Source organism: Streptomyces sp. 130 (assembly GCF_007096885.1).
Classification (GTDB): Bacteria; Actinomycetota; Actinomycetes; order Streptomycetales; family Streptomycetaceae; genus Streptomyces.
Genome location: NZ_VJNO01000019.1, coordinates 64,315 through 80,119 on the forward strand (window position 1 = coordinate 64,315; position 15,805 = coordinate 80,119).

At 74.3% G+C, this 15,805-nt stretch carries 15 protein-coding genes; 1 reads left to right on the forward strand and 14 read right to left on the reverse strand.

Annotation, left to right across the window (positions count from 1 at the left end):
• Nucleotides 1-67: 67 nt before the first annotated feature.
• From FKN01_RS18025 to FKN01_RS18065, 9 genes are all read right to left on the reverse strand, one after another.
• Nucleotides 68-835 (reverse strand): SDR family NAD(P)-dependent oxidoreductase, encoded by a 768-nt coding sequence (locus FKN01_RS18025; protein ID WP_260696940.1) that lies wholly within the window; start codon nt 833-835, stop codon nt 68-70.
• Nucleotides 836-926: 91 nt separating this feature from the next.
• Complete coding sequence (locus FKN01_RS18030) at nt 927-1,991, reverse strand: class I adenylate-forming enzyme family protein (RefSeq protein ID WP_143621815.1); 1,065 nt, start codon at nt 1,989-1,991, stop codon at nt 927-929.
• On the reverse strand, nt 1,988-2,263 hold the full coding sequence (locus FKN01_RS18035; RefSeq protein WP_143621816.1) for an acyl carrier protein: 276 nt from the start codon (nt 2,261-2,263) through the stop codon (nt 1,988-1,990). The genes FKN01_RS18030 and FKN01_RS18035 overlap by 4 nt, the downstream gene beginning before the upstream one ends.
• A 1-nt stretch (nt 2,264) precedes the next feature.
• Nucleotides 2,265-2,696, reverse strand: coding sequence for a hypothetical protein (locus FKN01_RS18040; protein WP_143621818.1), 432 nt, complete (start codon nt 2,694-2,696; stop codon nt 2,265-2,267).
• 14 nt (nt 2,697-2,710) lie between these two features.
• Nucleotides 2,711-4,459 (reverse strand): prenyltransferase/squalene oxidase repeat-containing protein, encoded by a 1,749-nt coding sequence (locus FKN01_RS18045; protein ID WP_143621820.1) that lies wholly within the window; start codon nt 4,457-4,459, stop codon nt 2,711-2,713.
• Complete coding sequence (locus FKN01_RS18050; protein ID WP_143621822.1) at nt 4,456-5,781, reverse strand: phenylacetate--CoA ligase family protein; 1,326 nt, start codon at nt 5,779-5,781, stop codon at nt 4,456-4,458. The genes FKN01_RS18045 and FKN01_RS18050 overlap by 4 nt, the downstream gene beginning before the upstream one ends.
• Entirely contained in the window at nt 5,778-7,172 is a 1,395-nt protein-coding gene (locus FKN01_RS18055) for an aldehyde dehydrogenase family protein (RefSeq protein WP_143621824.1), read from the reverse strand. Before FKN01_RS18055 ends, FKN01_RS18050 begins: the two co-directional genes overlap by 4 nt.
• Before the next feature lie 18 nt (nt 7,173-7,190).
• Nucleotides 7,191-8,315 (reverse strand): 3-deoxy-7-phosphoheptulonate synthase, encoded by a 1,125-nt coding sequence (locus tag FKN01_RS18060; RefSeq protein ID WP_143621826.1) that lies wholly within the window; start codon nt 8,313-8,315, stop codon nt 7,191-7,193.
• Between the two features lie 858 nt (nt 8,316-9,173).
• Nucleotides 9,174-10,073 carry a Gfo/Idh/MocA family protein gene (locus FKN01_RS18065; RefSeq protein WP_143621828.1) on the reverse strand — a complete coding sequence of 300 codons (900 nt, stop codon included), beginning with the start codon at nt 10,071-10,073 and terminating at the stop codon, nt 9,174-9,176.
• A 585-nt stretch (nt 10,074-10,658) separates the two neighbouring features.
• Between FKN01_RS18065 and FKN01_RS18075 the strand changes: the two genes are divergently transcribed.
• Nucleotides 10,659-11,099, forward strand: a complete 441-nt coding sequence (locus FKN01_RS18075; RefSeq protein ID WP_143621916.1) for a hypothetical protein — start codon at nt 10,659-10,661, stop codon at nt 11,097-11,099.
• A gap of 25 nt (nt 11,100-11,124) precedes the next feature.
• Here the strand turns inward: FKN01_RS18075 and FKN01_RS18080 are convergent, their stop codons facing one another.
• The 5 genes from FKN01_RS18080 to fabG form a co-directional block, all read right to left on the reverse strand.
• Nucleotides 11,125-11,610 carry a tetratricopeptide repeat protein gene (locus FKN01_RS18080; RefSeq protein WP_143621830.1) on the reverse strand — a complete coding sequence of 162 codons (486 nt, stop codon included), beginning with the start codon at nt 11,608-11,610 and terminating at the stop codon, nt 11,125-11,127.
• Nucleotides 11,611-11,704: 94 nt separating this feature from the next.
• The gene (locus FKN01_RS18085) at nt 11,705-12,388 is read right to left on the reverse strand and encodes a uracil-DNA glycosylase (RefSeq protein ID WP_143621832.1); all 684 of its coding nucleotides are present in this window, start codon (nt 12,386-12,388) and stop codon (nt 11,705-11,707) included.
• A 100-nt stretch (nt 12,389-12,488) separates the two neighbouring features.
• Nucleotides 12,489-14,081 carry an ABC transporter substrate-binding protein gene (locus tag FKN01_RS18090; RefSeq protein WP_143621834.1) on the reverse strand — a complete coding sequence of 531 codons (1,593 nt, stop codon included), beginning with the start codon at nt 14,079-14,081 and terminating at the stop codon, nt 12,489-12,491.
• 117 nt (nt 14,082-14,198) lie between these two features.
• Nucleotides 14,199-14,954, reverse strand: a complete 756-nt coding sequence (locus FKN01_RS18095) for an SDR family oxidoreductase (protein ID WP_143621836.1) — start codon at nt 14,952-14,954, stop codon at nt 14,199-14,201.
• Nucleotides 14,955-14,974: 20 nt separating this feature from the next.
• A complete protein-coding gene (gene fabG, locus FKN01_RS18100) occupies nt 14,975-15,736 on the reverse strand; it encodes a 3-oxoacyl-ACP reductase FabG (protein ID WP_143621838.1) in 762 nt (253 codons plus the stop codon).
• Between the last annotated feature and the right edge of the window lie 69 nt (nt 15,737-15,805).

The window sequence follows — 15,805 nt, forward strand, 5'->3', positions numbered from 1 at the left end:
TTTCTCGGTCGTTCCGGCGTGCCGGGGCACGCCGTGGACGGATGGCGGCCGGTTCGCCGCACGGCGGTCAGACGCCGTGCAGCGAACCGCCGTTGATCTGGAGGATCTGGGAGGTGATGTAGGCGCCGGGCGGCGAACACAGGTAGTGGCCGAGTTCCGCGACGTCCACCGGGTCGCCCGCGCGCCCCAGCACGGTCTGGCCGATCAGCGTCTTCTCCCGGGCGGCGGGCAGCGCGCCGCCGAACAGGTCGGTCCCGGCGACGTAGCCGGGCGCGATGGCGTTGACGCTGATCCGGCGCGGCCCGAGCCGGGTGGCGAGCAGGTGGACGTAGGAGTGCAGGGCGGCCTTCGCGGCGCCGTAGCCGCCCGAGCCGCCGGAGCCCCGGTAGGCGGCGATGGAGCTGTACAGCACGATGCCGCCGCCGTCCGTCATCGACGGGACCAGTGCCTCCACGGCGACGACGGCGGTCACGACGTTGGCGCGGTAGGCGCCCTCCCACTCGGTCAGGACGGCGGCCACGTCGCCCGCGTCCGGGTCGGCGGGCGGCGGCACGGCACCGGCGCAGCACAGCAGGGCGCCGACCGGCAGCCCGGTCGCCCCGGCCCGGTCCCGGAGGGTCTTGGCCGCGTCGGCGTCGGAGAGGTCGAGCGGGAGCGTCTCCACGTCGGCTCCGGGAACGCTCTCCTCGATCTCCCGTGCCGCCCGGACGAGCCGTTGCTCGTGCCGGGCGACCATGAGCACCTTGTCACGGGTGCCGGACGCGCCGTCGTGCCGCGCGGGTGTGGCGAAGCGCTTCGCCGTGGCCTTGCCGATGCCGGCGCTCGCGCCGGTCACCACGATCAACCTGGACAGAACCGATCCCTCCCAAGGGTTCGAAGATGCGACTGGATTCCGATAGCGACTGGGTTCCGTGGGCCCCTCGGCGTCACGGGGACGCGGCCGCGAGCAGGGCCGCCCGGTCCGGTTTCCCGGCGGCGGTCCTCGGTACCGCCGGGACCTCCACGATCCGGGACGGGCGGGGAAAGTCCCGTAGGGCGTCCTGGATGTCCGCCGTGTTCACCCCGGCGGCGCGGCGGGCCCAGAACACCACGTACCCCTCGCCGCCGAGCGGGTCGCCGGTCCGGGGCAGGGCCACGCACTCCGCCCCGGGCAGCAGCGCGGCCAACCGCTCGCCGACCCGGGCCAGGTGGACCTTGACGCCGTTCACCTTGACCAGCGAGCTGCTCCGGCCGACGAGCCGGAACGTGCCGGGAGCGGTGAACTCCACCAGGTCACCGGTGGCCCAGTGGGCGGGCGGCCGGGGGGCGCCGTCGGGGCGGGCCAGCCGGGGTCCGGCGACCACGAGTTCCGCCGCCCGCCCGGCCGGTGCCGCGCCGTCCCCGGCCAGGGTGACGTCGGGGAGCAGCCGCCAGGGGGCCGCCGCCTCGCCCTCCGGGGCCACCGGCCGGTGGGCGATGCCGCCGGTCTCGGTGGAGCCCAGCAGTTCGTGGGCGCGCAGCAGCGGCGCGGCCCGGCGGACCAGCCGGTGGGCGGCGGGCGGCGGGGCCGCCGCGCTGTGCAGGGCGACGACCGAGCCGGCCCGCTGCCAGCTGCTCAGGTGGCGTCGCAGCAGCTCCCAGGTCATCGGCAGGCAGACGACCAGGACGCGGGCGTCCGCCGGGACGGGCGGGGGGCGCAGCGGCTGCCGCCACGCCTGGTGGACGGGGATGTCCGCCGTGCGGGGCAGCCACTGTCCGAACAGCGCGCCGAACAGGTGGCGCGGCGGGGCGTAGTTGACGACGTGGTCGACGGGGCCGAGCACATGGGTGCCGATCAGCTCGACCTCGCGCACCATCTGCTCGGGCCGCCGCCACCAGCGGCGGGCGGCTCCGGTACTCCCGGACGTCTCGAACGGCAGGTCGCCGCCGGGGTGGCCGGGAGCCGCGCGGTCCGGGCGTACGGTCGTGCCGCCGGGGCCGCCGGGGGCCGGGGGGTACGGGCGTGCGGTCATGCCGCCTGGTCCTCGACGCGTTCGCGCACGTACTCCGTGGTCCGGTCGAGGGTGCTGAACTGGTAGCGCACGTCGTCGCCCACGAAGTCCACCTCGATGCCGAACGCGGCCTCCACGGCGGTGACGTACTCCAGGGCGGCCAGGCTGTCGAAGCCCGGCAGCGCGTCGGCCAGGTCGGCGTCCCCGGGCAGGGCGCGGGCGGCCCCGCCGAACCGCTGCTCCAGGACGGCGACCAGGCGGGCGTTGATGACGGTCGGTTCAAGGGTCTGCATGTCACTGGCCTTTCTGAGGGCCTCGGCCGGCCGGTACGGCGTCGGCGCTGGTCATCGATCCCGCCTCCAGGTAGTACATCCGGCCGGGTTCGGTGGGCTCGAAGCGGACGGTGAGGTGCGCGTCGTCCCGGTCCAGGCCGAGGGCCTGCCGCACCTCGTCGGCGAGGGCGGCCCGGTAGGCGCGGTCGCGGTCGGGGTGGACGCGGCACACGACCGACGCCCAGCGCGGCCGGGAGCGGTCGTCCGTGCCGTCCTGCCAGGTGGTCGGGGGTACGCCGCCGGCGAAGTACGCCATGGGCTCGGCGGCGCGGAAGGAGACCACCACGTGTGCGGTCGCGGAGCCCCGGGCGGTCAGCCACCGGGTCAGGCGCAGCGCCGTCCGCAGCCGGGCGGAGGGGGTCAGCGGGTCGCTGGTCACTTCGACTGTCGGCATGAGCGGGCCGCCTCTCAGGACAGGGCCAGCGGCGGCAGGGCACACCGCTCGGACGACAGCCGCAGTTCCAGGCGGTGTCCGAGGCAGTCGGCGAGCGGGCCGCCGCTCGTGGCCATCAGGGGGGTCCAGGCGAACCGGCCGTCCGCCGTGCGCACGCTGTCCAGGAAGCGGGCCAGGTGCCCGGCCTCCCAGGCGATCTCGAACGCGTCCGCCGTCAGCGTGGCCTCGTAGGTGCTCAGCAGGTCCGGGACGCGGTGGTTGTCGTTTCCGTACCCGCCGCCGCGCACCCGGTGCCGGGCCAGGGCCTCCTCGACGGCGGCGCGGTCCGCCCCGGCGGTGAGCCGCAGGGCCCGCAGCGCCTGGAGGGTGGCGCGCAGCGTGGGCGTGCCGCCGGGCACGTTGGCGTACTGGCCCGGGGCCCGCTCGCAGCTCGACAGGTACCCCGCGATGCCGCGCCGGGCGGCGGCGTCGGTGCTCCCGGTGGCGGCGAGGATCTCGGCGGCGGCGCAGGTCGACACGGTGTCGGAGGCGCGGCCCTCCCAGTAGCCGAAGCCGCCGTCGGGGTTCTGGATGGCGCCGGTGAGCCAGCGGGCGATCCCGGTGCGGGCGGCGGCGTCGTCGGCGAAGGCCCCCGCCGCCAGGGCCCAGAGGGTGCAGCGCACCTCGCTGCCCCGGCCGGGCATGTACATCACGCCGTGCTCGTTGGGCAGCACGCAGCCCTCCGTCCAGCGCAGGGCGGTCCGTGCCGCGTCGTCCGCGAGCCGCCCGGAGAGCAGGTGGGCGGAGGTGGTGAGCACGTCGGAGGCCAGCTCGGGGGCGCGGTAGGTGAAGCCGCCCTGCTCCGTCCGGAACGACAGCACCGCGGCGACCACGCGGTCGGCGAGGCCCGCCGGATCGGCGCCGAGTTCCCGCAGCGCGCCCACGCCGCAGAACGCGGCCCACACGTCGGGGACGGGGTAGCCGGGCCAGCGGGTGAAGGAGCCGCCGGGCCGCAGCCGGTCCGTGATCCAGGCGACGCACCCGGCCGGGTCCCGGGGGCTCTCCCCCAGCCGGGCCAGGGCGCTGACGGCCCGGAAGGTCGCCCACAGGCACTCCGTGGCGTCCCCGTCCTGGAAGGTGAAGCCGCCGCCCGCGCCCTGCCGGTCCCGCAGCCACCGCACGAGCCGGTCGCGGTCCCAGGGCAGCGGGCCCCGGCCGCCGGTGGCGGTGTGCCAGGCGGTCACGGCGTAGTAGCAGGCCCGGGCGTCGGAGGTGCCGTCCTTGGCGTGGGCGGGGCTCCACGCCAGTCCCCCGTCCGCGGCCTGGAGCGCTCCGAGCCAGTCGGTCAGTTCCGCGGGCGGGCGTTCGCCGTGGATCTCGACGAGGACGCGGACGGCGTAGTAGGTGGCCCACACGTCCGGCGTCTGACCGGGCGTCATGGCGTAGCCGCCGTCCGGGTGGGCGGTCGAGCGCACCCAGTCGCCGCTGGAGGCGCGGGCGGTGCCGCGGGCCTCGGCGGGCAGGTCGGCCAGGGCCTGGGTGCAGTAGTAGGTGGCCCAGGCGTCGGAGTTCATGCCGGCCGACCAGGCGTAGCCGCCGTCGGCGTTCTGCCGGGAGGCGAGGAAGGCTGCCACCTCGCCGGGGCGGGGCAGGTCGGCGGTGCGGCCGAGCCAGGACAGGGTGCGCACCGCCGCGTAGGTGCACCACAGGTCGGACTCGCCGGACACGACCCCGGACGACCCGCGCAGCACCTCGTAGGTCCGGTGGGAGGTTCGGGAGGTCATACCGGCGCCCCCTCCCCCACGACCCGGAAGTTGGAGCGTTTCCAGCTCTTCTGGGAGCCGCCGCTCTTCGTGGTCGCCGGCAGCCGGTTGACGAAGCGGACCTCGTCCCAGTGGAAGCCCAGGCGCCGGCTGGTGCGCTGCTGGATGAGGGCGTCGCGCCCGGCCTCGGCGTCCCGGTCGGTGCCCGGTTCGCGTTCCAGCAGCAGCCGGGCCCAGCTCCCGTCCTCGACGGTCTCGATCAGGTAGCCCATGACGCCGCTGTCCGCGTACACCACACCCTCCAGGTCGCGGGTGCGCACCCGGCTGCCCTTGATCCGGGTGCCGTCGCTGTCCCGGCCGTGCACGGTCACCACCGGGGCGTCGTCGCCGCACGGGCAGTCGCCCGTCAGCGAGACCTCGTCGCCCATGTCCAGGCGGAGCAGGGGGCGGGCGTCGTTGTTGAGCGGGGTGACGACGAGCCTGCCGTCGCGGCCGGCCTCGGCGGGCCGGACGGTGTCGCCGTCGGCGATCTCGAAGTAGTTGGCGCCGCGCAGCAGGTGCAGCCGGTCCTCGGCGCAGCAGGCGGCCAGCGTGCCGCTCTCGGTGCTGCCGTAGCTGGCGTCGTAGGCGCGGGCCTGCCACCAGCGGCCGGTCATGGCGCGCAGTTCGGGGGTGCTCACCTCGCCGAGCAGCATGAGCAGGTCGACACCGGCGGACAGCTTCGCCAGCAGTCCCCGCCGTTTCAGCACCTGGGTGAGTTCCAGGAGCACGCCCGGCGCCACGAACAGGGTCGTGGGCCGGAACACCTCCCACAGCCCGACGATGCGGTCCCAGTCGGAGATGCCGGTGGTGTAGGGGTAGGCCTTGACGTGCGGGACTTCGAGGAACTCGCAGACCCCGACCATCAGGTCGGCCACCGGCACGATGTCCGAGGGCAGCAGGATCAGCGCCCGGTGGCCGCGGTCCGCCAGCATCGGCCGCCACGCCTCGGCCACCGACACGGTGTTGGCGATCATGTCCAGGGCGGTACGGGGCGTGGGAGTGGGCACCCCGGTGGTCCCCGTGGTCTGGTAGTACTTCAGGCCCGCGTCGACCGGCACCCGCAGATAGGACAGGGGCCGGGCCTTGAGCGTGTCCTTGGAGGTGACGGGCAGGTCACGGAAGGCGCCCGCCGAGTACGGGCCGAGGGCGGCGTAGGCGGGCGTCCGCCGGGCGCGCTCCCAGACCTCGGCCAGCTTGGCGGCGTAGTGGGCGTCGGCGGCGCCGGGACCGCGGCGGGCGGCGGTGACCTCCCGCTGGATCCGCTCCATGAAGTCGAGGCCGCTTCGGGTGTGTATCTTCACGTGTCACTCCTCTTCTCGTCGGCGCGGGCCAGGCCCTTGGCGCGCATCAGGAACTCCCCGAGGAAGCCGTCGTGCGGTACGTCGGGGTGGGTCCAGGAGGTCGGCCGGCCCCGGTAGACGTTGGAGACCGAGGGATTGCCGAGGGCCTGGTCGAGCAGGGCCGGCTCGGCGGTGTGCAGGGAGAGCACCAGGGAGTCGTCGAGGCTGTCGGTGGCGGCGCGGTCGAAGGGCGCCACCCATACGCAGGGGAAGGGCAGTTCCAGGCCCAGCAGGGGGTGGCGGGCGGCGGGCAGCTCGACGACCGCGGGGGTGACGGCCGACAGGGTGCCCGGCCCGCCGAGCGGGTGCGCCCGGGGTGCCAGCCGGACCGCGGCACCCGCGTCCGCCGCCCGCTGGAGGACCGTGACCGCCAGGTGTTCGGCCTGCTCGAGCGGCAGGCAGGGCAGGACGGCGTCGTCGTCCTCGGGCGGCGCGGGCCGTACGCCGGCGAGCTCGGCGGCGAGCGCTCCGGCGAACTCCGTGGCGTCGCGTTCGACCAGGACGCCGGTGGTGGCGGTGCACGCGGTGCCCGCGTGGTACAGGGCGCCGGTACGGGCGAGTTCGAGTCCGGCGGCGCGGTCGGCGTCGGAGGCGACGACCAGCTTGGAGCGGCCGGGGCCCTGGACGCGTACGTCGGCGCGGTGGCGGTACCGGTCCACGACGGCCTGGCCGCCGTAGACCACGGCGCGGTCGGCACGGTCGACGAGCAGGTCCGCCGTGGCGTGCTCGCACGGCACCAGGACGAGCCGGTCGTCGGGCAGGCCCGCCCGGCGCAGGGCCAGCACCAGCCGCAGGGGGGTGAGCGGGTCGCGCTGGGAGGGACGGACGGCGACCCGGTAGCCCAGCGCGAGCGCCTCGGGCCACAGGGCGTGCACACCGGGGCTGTTGCCCGCCGCCTGTACGGCGAGGACGTCACCGGCGCGGCACCAGGCGGCACCTGCGGGCGGCGCGTCGGCGGCCGGGGTGCCGGGCGGTGAGCAGCCCCGGGGGCGCGCCGCGTCCGGTGCGCGGGACGCGTCGCGCAGGGCCGCCGCGATCATCCGGTCGCACTCCCGTACGACCGTGATGGGGGTGCCGGTCAGCCGGGCCACGCGCTGTTCGTGGGCGGCGAGGTCGTCGCCCAGGACGTCCTGGTGCTCGAAGACGTCGGCGGCCTTGGCGAGCACGGCCGTCGTCTCCGCGGCGGGCGGCGGGGCGCTGCCGCGCAGCCGGTCGGTCCAGTCGGCGGCGACCAGGCCCGGGACCAGGGCAAGCTCCAGCGCGGGGATGCCCGAGGCGTCGGTCACCGTGCCGCGCTTCCTGGTGCGGTAGGGACCGGACGGTCCCAGGGCGGGGATGTCCAGCACACTCATTCCTGTTCCTCCCTCCGGTCAGCGGGCCGCGGCAGGCGCGGTGTGGCGGCGGCTGCGGGCGGCGGCGGCGAGGTCGGCCAGGACGTCGACGGTGGCGTCCCAGCCCATGCAGGCGTCGGTGACGCTCTGCCCGAACACCGGCTCGCCGGGGCCGAGATCCTGGCGGCCGGGGACGAGGAAGCCCTCCAGCATCACCCCGCGCACATCCGTGTCACCGGCCGCGACCCGGGCGCCTATCTCGCGGGCGACCTGGGCCTGCCGTTCGTGGTCCTTGCCGCTGTTGCCGTGGCTGGCGTCGATGACGAGGCCGGTCGGCAGCCCGGCGGCGGCCAGCAGGGCCACCGCCGCGCGCACGTCGCCGGGGCGGTAGTTGGGCCGGCCCGCGCCGCCGCGCAGCACCACGTGGCAGTCCGGGTTGCCACTGGTGCGCAGCGTGCCGGGGCGGCCGTCCGGGTCCAGGCCCAGGTAGGCGTGGGGCGCGGCCGCGCACCGCACGGCGTCGACCGCGACGCCCACGGAGCCGGCGCTGCCGTTCTTCATGCCCACGGGCATGGGCAGGCCGCTGGCCAGTTGCCGGTGGACCTGGCTCTCCACGGTGCGGGCGCCGATGGCTCCCCAGGAGATCAGGTCGGCCAGGTACGCCGGGGCGGCCGGGCTGAGCCACTCGGTGGCGATGGGCAGCCCCTGCTCGGCGACGGCCAGCATCAGGGACCGGGCGGTACGCAGGCCCCGGTCGAAGTCGTGGCTGCCGTCCAGGGCCGGGTCGGGGAGCAGCCCGGTCCAGCCGACGGTGGTGCGGGGCTTCTCGACGTACACCCGCATGACGACGGCGAGGTCGTCGGCGAACCGGTCGGCCTGGGCGCGCAGCGCGGCGGCGTAGGCGAGCCCGGCTTCGACGTCGTGGATGGAGCAGGGGCCGACCAGCACGAGCAGGCGGTCGTCCTCCTCGCGCAGGACGCGCCGGACGAGGGCGCGGCCGGTGTGCACCGACCGGGCGGCGGCCGGGGAGAGCGGGAGCGCGCGCAGAAGTTCGGCGGGGGTGCATGTGGCGTACGACCGGTGGCGGCCGCCTATGCCCCCGGGCGGGACGTGCTCGGTACGTGCATCGGGTCGTCGCTCGGTCGGCAGGTGCAGACTCTGCATCGTTCCTCAATCCGTTCCGGTCGGCGCGGGCGTGCGCCGACGGCGCATCATGCGGGCGGCCCTCGAAGGCCACGGGCAGTTCCGCACGGCCGGCCGCCGGCCGGGATACGGGGAATTCCGGTGCGGGGCGGCAGTGCGTCGGGCACATGCCTCACGTTGCCGCAGCGGCGGGCGCGACCGCCAGCGATGCCCGGTGCAGCAAGCTGTCCTGCACCTAGCTGCACGCCGCTCGGCAAGGATGAACGGCACGGCCGGCACGGCCGGTTCAGCACCGCGACCTCCGGCGGGCAGGCCGGGGCGGGTGCGGCGCGCGTCGGCCCGGCGCGCGGGCCGAGAGCGGACCGGCACCACCTGACATGCGGTCGGACACGCCGGTACCGGGTCGGCGAGCGCTCAGCCCCACCCGCACGGGGCCAGGGGCCGTGTTTGGATTCGGCTCACTGACGTGGCGGCTGGTCCGGTGGGCGGCGGAGTCCTGCGTGTGTGGGTCGGACGATCCGGTGCCTGATGACCTGTAGGATCGGGTCGCTCCGCTGCTCCCGCCTGGTGGGCCGGCCCGTCACCGGTCACGGCGGCTGTTCGCCGGCCGCGGCGACGAAAAGCTCCGGCGGCGGCGCCTCCGCGCTCGCGGCGTCACGCCGAAGATCGCCCGCAGGGGCACCGCCCAGGGCACCGCCCCACGGACCAGGCCCCGGCAGGACGAGGTGGGTCGTCGAGCGGTCCTTCGCCTGGCCCCGCCGGTTCGAGCGCCGGCGGTTCCGCTACGGGATACGAGCCGGCCTCCGTCTCGGACCGCTCCGACTCGCCTGCCGCCTCACCTGCTCGAGGCGGCTGCGCACTTCATTCCGAAATGACCGGTCAGGCGGCGTCGAGTTCCCGCAGGACGCGTTCGCACAGCTCGTGGGTCTCCAGGGCGTCCCGGGCACTCAGCGGACGGCCCTCGCGCACGGCGTCCAGGAAGGCCAGCACGGCCTGCTCGATGCCGCGCTGACGGGCCACCGGCACCCAGTCACCGCGCCTGCGCACGCTCGGCTGGCCCTTGTGGTCGATGACCTCGGCGAGGTTGAGCACCTCGCGCTTGGAGTCCTGGCCGGAGACCTCGAGGCGCTCCTCGGTCGAGCCGCTGAGCCGGTTCATCGCGCCGATCGCGGTGAAGCCGTCGCCGGAGAGCTGGAGCACGACGTGGTGCAGCAGACCGTCCACGAGCCGGCCGCTGACCACGGTCCGCTGGACGGGGCCGGGCGCCAGGAAGCGCAGGGTGTCCACGACGTGGATGAAGTCGTCGAACACCATGGTCCGGGGCTCCTCGGGGAGCCCGACCCGGTTCTTCTGCAGGAGGATCAGCTCACGCGGGTGGTCCGCGCACTGGGCGTAGCCCGGGGCGAGCCGGCGGTTGAAGCCGACGGCGAGGCCGGTGGAGCGCGCCTCGGCGAGCTCGACCAGGCGGGTGGATTCCGCCAGCGTGTACGCGAGCGGCTTGTCGACGTACGTGGGGACGCCCGCGTCGAGCAGCCGGCCCACGATCTCGGGGTGGGCGGCGGTCGAGGCGTGCACGAACGCGGCGTCGAGCCCTTGGGCGAGCAGCGAGTCCAGGTCCTGGTGGCACCGGTCCGCCGGGACGCGGTGGGCGGCGGCGACCGCGGCCAGGGTGGCCGGAGTACGGGTGTGGAGGTGGAGCTCCACGCCCGGCAGGGCGCCGAGCACCGGCAGGTACGCCTTCCGCGCGATGTCCCCGAGCCCGATGCAGCCGACCTTCACTGGCGTTCCTCTCGCTGGTCAGCGCCGTGTGCCGGGCGCCTCCTCCGTCGTCCCGGCAGCATACGTGGCGCCCGGGGGCCGCCGGCCGGCGATCCCGTCGAAGGTGCGCGGGCGGGGACGGGGGCCGCGCGGGGAGACGGTAAACATGCGGAAGTCGCGTGCGGCGACGGCCGGGCCCGGCCCCCGGGAGCTGTCCGACGCGACGGGCGTGCGGCTGCGCGCGGCGCCGGGGGCGCGACAAGCATCGCGACGCGACGGGCATTGCGACGCGACGGGCATGCGGCTGCGCGCGGCGCCGGGGGCGCCGATGGCGGCGGCCGGGCCGCCGGGACCGGAACGTCACACGCTGTCCCGAGGCGGCCTGGTTCGAGGGGGCTGATGTAGTCGTGTGCGTTGCCGCCGCGCGGGATGACCGGTGCGGGAGGGCCGCCTGCCGTCAGCCGACCGGGGCCGGGACACCGGCGCGCCGTTCCGGCGGCGCCGTGCTGACCGGCGTCACTCGTGCGGGCGGATCGGGGGCGACGGAGGCATGGACCGGGTCACCGGCCCCCCAGAGTTGATCGCGTGCAACGAACGAGAACCGCCGTGAAACTCCTGGTCTGCCTCACGGTCGCGGCCCTGTCCGGGTGCGTGTCCGTCCAGCCGCGTCCGGCCGCCCCGCCGCGCCCCGGGGTCACCCGCCCGGCCCACGACCTGGCGCCGCAGACCGCCGGCCCGCCGGTGCACGACACGCTGGAGGCCGTACCGAGGGCGAAGCCGTCCCGCGCGGCCCCGCCGTCCGCAGCGCACAAGCCGTCGCCGGGGACCCCGGCCGCGCGCCCCGTCGCGCCGCGCCTCCCGCTGCCGCGCCGGCCCGCGCCCGCCCCGGACCCGCCGCTCCCGCGCCGGATCGCCCCGCCCGCCCCCGCGCCGGTCCTGCCCGCGCCCGGCGGCGGGTCCGGGGTGTGCGACCTCGGCCGGGGCTACGGCCACTGGCCGGCGGGCAGCCCGCAGTCCCGGATCTGCGACCGCGCCTACGGGCGGTGAAGCGACGGCGCGTCGCAGGCGCCGGTCACCACTCGCGCAGCCGCCGCTCCAGCCGGCCGATAGCCGCCCGGACGCCTCCCCCGTACCCGTCGTCCGTGCCGTCGTCCGCCAGCACCGCCGAGGCCGCCCGGGCCCGCTCCAGGTGGTCCCGGGCGGCAGCCGGGCGCTGGAGCTTCACGTAATCGGCCGCGAGGTTGAGGTGCAACGACGGGTAGAAGGCGCGCAGGACGAGCGCGTCCCGGTCTCCCGCCAGACGTTCGTCGGACAGGCCCCGGGCCGCGGTCAGCGCGCGCAGGTCCCACGCCAGCTCGTCGGCCGGATCGTCCTGCGTATCGGCCATGTAGTGCGCCACGGTGCACCGGCGCAGGGCGTCGCCCTCGTCGCCGATCTCGGACCAGAGCACGGTGAAGCGGTTGCGGGCCTCCTCCCGGTCGCCTCCGTGCAGCAGCATGACCGCCTGGCCGATCCTGGTCATGAAGACGTCCTCCGACGCCTCCCGCTGCTCCGTCACCACGGCCTCCTCGCGCCCGTCCGCCCGCACCCGGCGGTCCGGCTTCCGACGCTAGCCGCCGGGACGGGTGGACGCGTGGAGGCTCGGGCGCCACTCAGCCCAGGTCGGGGATGCGCCAGTCGATGGGCTGGTGGCCCTGCCGGGCGATGGCCTCGTTTATCTGGGTGAAGGGGCGGGAGCCGAAGAACTTCTTCGCCGACAGCGGCGAGGGGTGCGCGCCCTTCACCACCACATGGCGCTCGGTGTCGATCAGGGGGAGCTTCTTCTGCGCGTAGTTGCCCCAGAGGACGAAGACCGCCGGGTCGGGGCGGGCGGCGACGGCCCGGATCACGGCGTCGGTGACCTTCTCCCAGCCCTTGCCCTTGTGCGAGTTGGCCTCGCCGGCCCGGACGGTGAGCACGGCGTTGAGCAGCAGGACGCCCTGCTCGGCCCACGGCATCAGATAGCCGTTGTCCGGGACGGGCAGGCCCAGCTCCTCCTTCATCTCCTTGTAGATGTTGCGCAGTGAGGGCGGGGTCTTCACGCCGGGCCGCACGGAGAAGCACAGACCGTGGCCCTGGCCCTCGCCGTGATAGGGGTCCTGGCCGAGGACCAGGACCTTCACCTTGTCGTACGGGGTCGCTTCGAGGGCCGCGAACACCTGCTCCCGGGGCGGGTAGACCGGTCCGGCGGAGCGCTCCTCCTCGACGAACTCGGTGAGCTCCTTGAAGTACGGCTTCTGCAGCTCTTCGCCGAGGACGCCGCGCCAGGACTCGGGCAGCAGGTCGGTGTCGGTCACGTGAACAACCTCCGGTAAGCAATCCGTTCTTGCTCCCAGAACCTACCGGGCGGCACTGACAACGCGGTCCGGGCGGACCGCCGGGCCCGCCCGCTGGGCGCTACCAGCTGGTCTTGCGGTACAGCTCCCACATCTGCATGACGGTCTGCGGGTCCAGGGCGCGTTCGCCGCCGCCGATGTCCTCGCCCGCCGCCACGTACAGCTTGCCCTGCCACAGCGGCAGCAGCCGCACATCGTCCACCAGGATCTCCTGGGCCCGTTCGAACTCCTTGGAGACCGCGCCCCGGTCGCTCTGCCGGCGGGACTGGGGCAGCAGCCGCCCGGTGATCTCGTCCTTCAGGTACGGCATGCCCGTGACGCTGTTCCTGCCGACGAACGGGGCGATGAAGTTGTCCGGGTCCGGGAAGTCCGGGAACCAGCCTCGGCCGAAGACCGGGTACTCCCCCTTGTTGAAGCCTTCCTGGAAGGTCTTCCACGGCCGGTGCTTCAGGGTGATGCGGAAGAGGCCGGACGCCTCCAGCTGGCGCTTGAGCTCGTCGAACTCCGGTGCCGTCGATGATCCGTAGCGGTCCGTCGTGTACCAGAAGGTCATGGGGACGGGCGTGGTGATCTGCGCGTCGGCCAGAATCCGGCGGGCCTTGTCCCGGCTGGGGTTGCCGAAGGTGTCGAAGAAGCTGGTGGTGTGCGTCGCGATGCCCTTGGGGACCATCGAGTACAGCGGTTCGGCCGTGCCCCGGTAGACCTTGGCGACGAGCGCGTCCCGGTCGATCAGCTGGGCTATCGCCCGCCGGACGGCCGGTTTCCCGGCGGCGGGGTCGTCCGGGTTGAAGACCAGGAAGCGGATGTCGGCGCCGGTGGACTCCACGATCTGGAGGTCGGCGCCCTCCCCGTCGCCGTTGCTCTTGCCGTCCTCGATGCCGACGACGTCCTCGGCGGACAGACCGCGGTAGGTGGCGTCGATCTCGTTCTTCCGGAGCGCCTTGACCATGGCGCCGGAGTTCTTGAAGTACCGGATGGTCACGGCGTCGTTCTTGCGGTCGGCGAACCCCTTGTAGTCGGGGTTCCGCACCAGTTCGGAGCGGTCGCCCTGCTCGTAGGCGTCCAGCAGGTAGGGCCCGGAGCCGGTGACCTTGCCGTCGTCGCGGATCTTGTGCTGCGAGTACGCGCTCGGCGCGACCAGGGACATGGCCGGGGTGGCCAGCACGAACGGGAAGGTGGCGTCGGGCTTCTTCAGGTTGAAGACGACGACGTCGTCGCCCTTGGTCTCGATCCGGTCGAGCGAGCCGAGCATGCCGACCGGCCCGCCCTTGACGCCGATCTCCGAGATCCGGTCGATGGAGTACTTCACGGCCGCCGCGTCCAGCTTGTCGCCGTTGGAGAACTTCAGCCCCTCGCGGAGCCTGCAGCGGTAGGCGGTGCTGGTGCGGTCGGTGAACCTGCACTCCTCGGCCGCGTCCGGCTCGGGCGTCGTACTGCCGGTGGGGAAGCTCACCAGGGTCTGGAAGACGTTCCGCATCAGCTCCCAGGAGCCGTCCCACGCCGCCGCCGGATCCAGGGTCGAAGGCTCACTGGTCGTCCCGACCGCGAGCTTCTGCTCCACATCCGACCCACCGCCGGGCAGCAGCCCGCAGCCGGCCAGCAAGAACAGGGACGCAAGGGCTGCAGCGACCTGCAGACTGGCCCGGTAGAACACGTGCACGCTCCTCGATCAGCCGTGGGTCGGCAGACCATACCGCAGTGCCCCGCCAGGTCAACCCGCAGGCCTGGCAGGGCACTTGAGGCAATCGGGACCATATCGGCCCAGCCCGGATCAGCCGACTCCGGCATTCAGGAAGATGCCGCCGTCGACCACCAGGGTCTGGCCCGTGATCCAGGCGGACTGGTCGGAGGTGAGGAAGGCCGCGGCGCCGCCGATGTCCTTCGGCACCCCGAGCCTGCCGAGCGGGTAGGCCGCCGCCGCCTCCTCCTCACGGCCCTCGTACAGCGCCTGGGCGAACCGGGTCTTGACGACCGCCGGCGCGATCGAGTTGACCCGGACCACCGGCGCGAACTCGTGCGCCAGCTGAAGGGTCAGGTTGACCATGGCCGCCTTGCTCATCCCGTACGCGCCGATGAACGGCGAGGCCGAGACACCGGCGACCGAGGCGATGTTGACGATCGCCCCGCCGTTCTCCTTCTGCCACGCCTTCCAGGTCTGCTGGGCGAAGCCGAGCGCCGAGACCACGTTGGTCTCGAAGACCTTGCGGGCGACGTTCAGGTCGAGCTCCGCGATCGGCCCGAAGACCGGGTTGGTGCCGGCGTTGTTGACCAGGAAGTCGACCCGGCCGAACGCCTCCATGGTGCGGGCGACGGCCTCCGCCTGGTGCGCCTCGTCGTGCGCCTTGCCGGCGACGCCGATGACCCGGTCGGCGCCGAGCGTCTCGACGGCCTCCTTCAGGGCGTCCTCGTTGCGCCCGGTGATGCACACCCGGTCGCCGCGCTCGACGAGCGCCTGCGCGATGCCGTAGCCGATGCCCCGGCTCGCACCGGTGATCAGCGCGACCTTGCCGCTGTCCTGCACAGTCATGATGTCCGCAGCCCTTCGGGTCAGTTGAGCGGTCCGCCGGCCACGTACATGACCTGGCCGGAGACGAAGCCGGCGGCGTCGCCCGTGAAGAAGGCGATGGCGTTGGCGATGTCGTCGGGGACGCCGACGCGCTGCACCGGGATCTGCGTCGCGGCGGCCGCCTGGAACTCCTCGAAGCCCATGCCGACGCGGGCCGCGGTCTGCGCCGTCATCTCGGTGACGATGAAGCCGGGCGCGACGGCGTTGGCGGTGATGCCGAACTTGCCGAGCTCCTTGGCCAGGGTCTTGGTGAAGCCCTGGAGGCCCGCCTTGACCGCCGAGTAGTTGGCCTGGCCGCGGTTGCCGAGCGCCGAGGAGGAGGACAGCGAGACGATACGGCCGAACTTGGCGTCCACCATGTGCTTCTGGACGGCCTTCGCCATCAGGAACGCGCCCTTGAGGTGCACGTTCATCACGGTGTCCCAGTCGGACTCGCTCATCTTGAAGAGCAGGTTGTCGCGGAGCACGCCCGCGTTGTTGACGAGGATCGTCGGGGCGCCGAGCTCGGCGGCGACCCGTGCGACCGCGGCCTCCACCTGGGCGCTGTCGGACACGTCGCAGCCGACGGCGAGGGCCTTGCCCCCGGCAGCGGTGATCTTCTCGACGGTGTCCGCGCAGGCCGCCTCGTCGAGGTCGAGTACGGCGACGGCGCGGCCCTCGGCCGCCAGACGTACCGCGGTGGCGGCACCGATGCCCCGGGCCGCTCCCGTCACGATGGCTACGCGCTGCTCGCTGGTCGTCATGCTTGGCTCTCCTCGCCCTTGGATAGCGGCTCAGCGGACGTCAGGGGCTCCGGAGAGAAACCGCCCGAT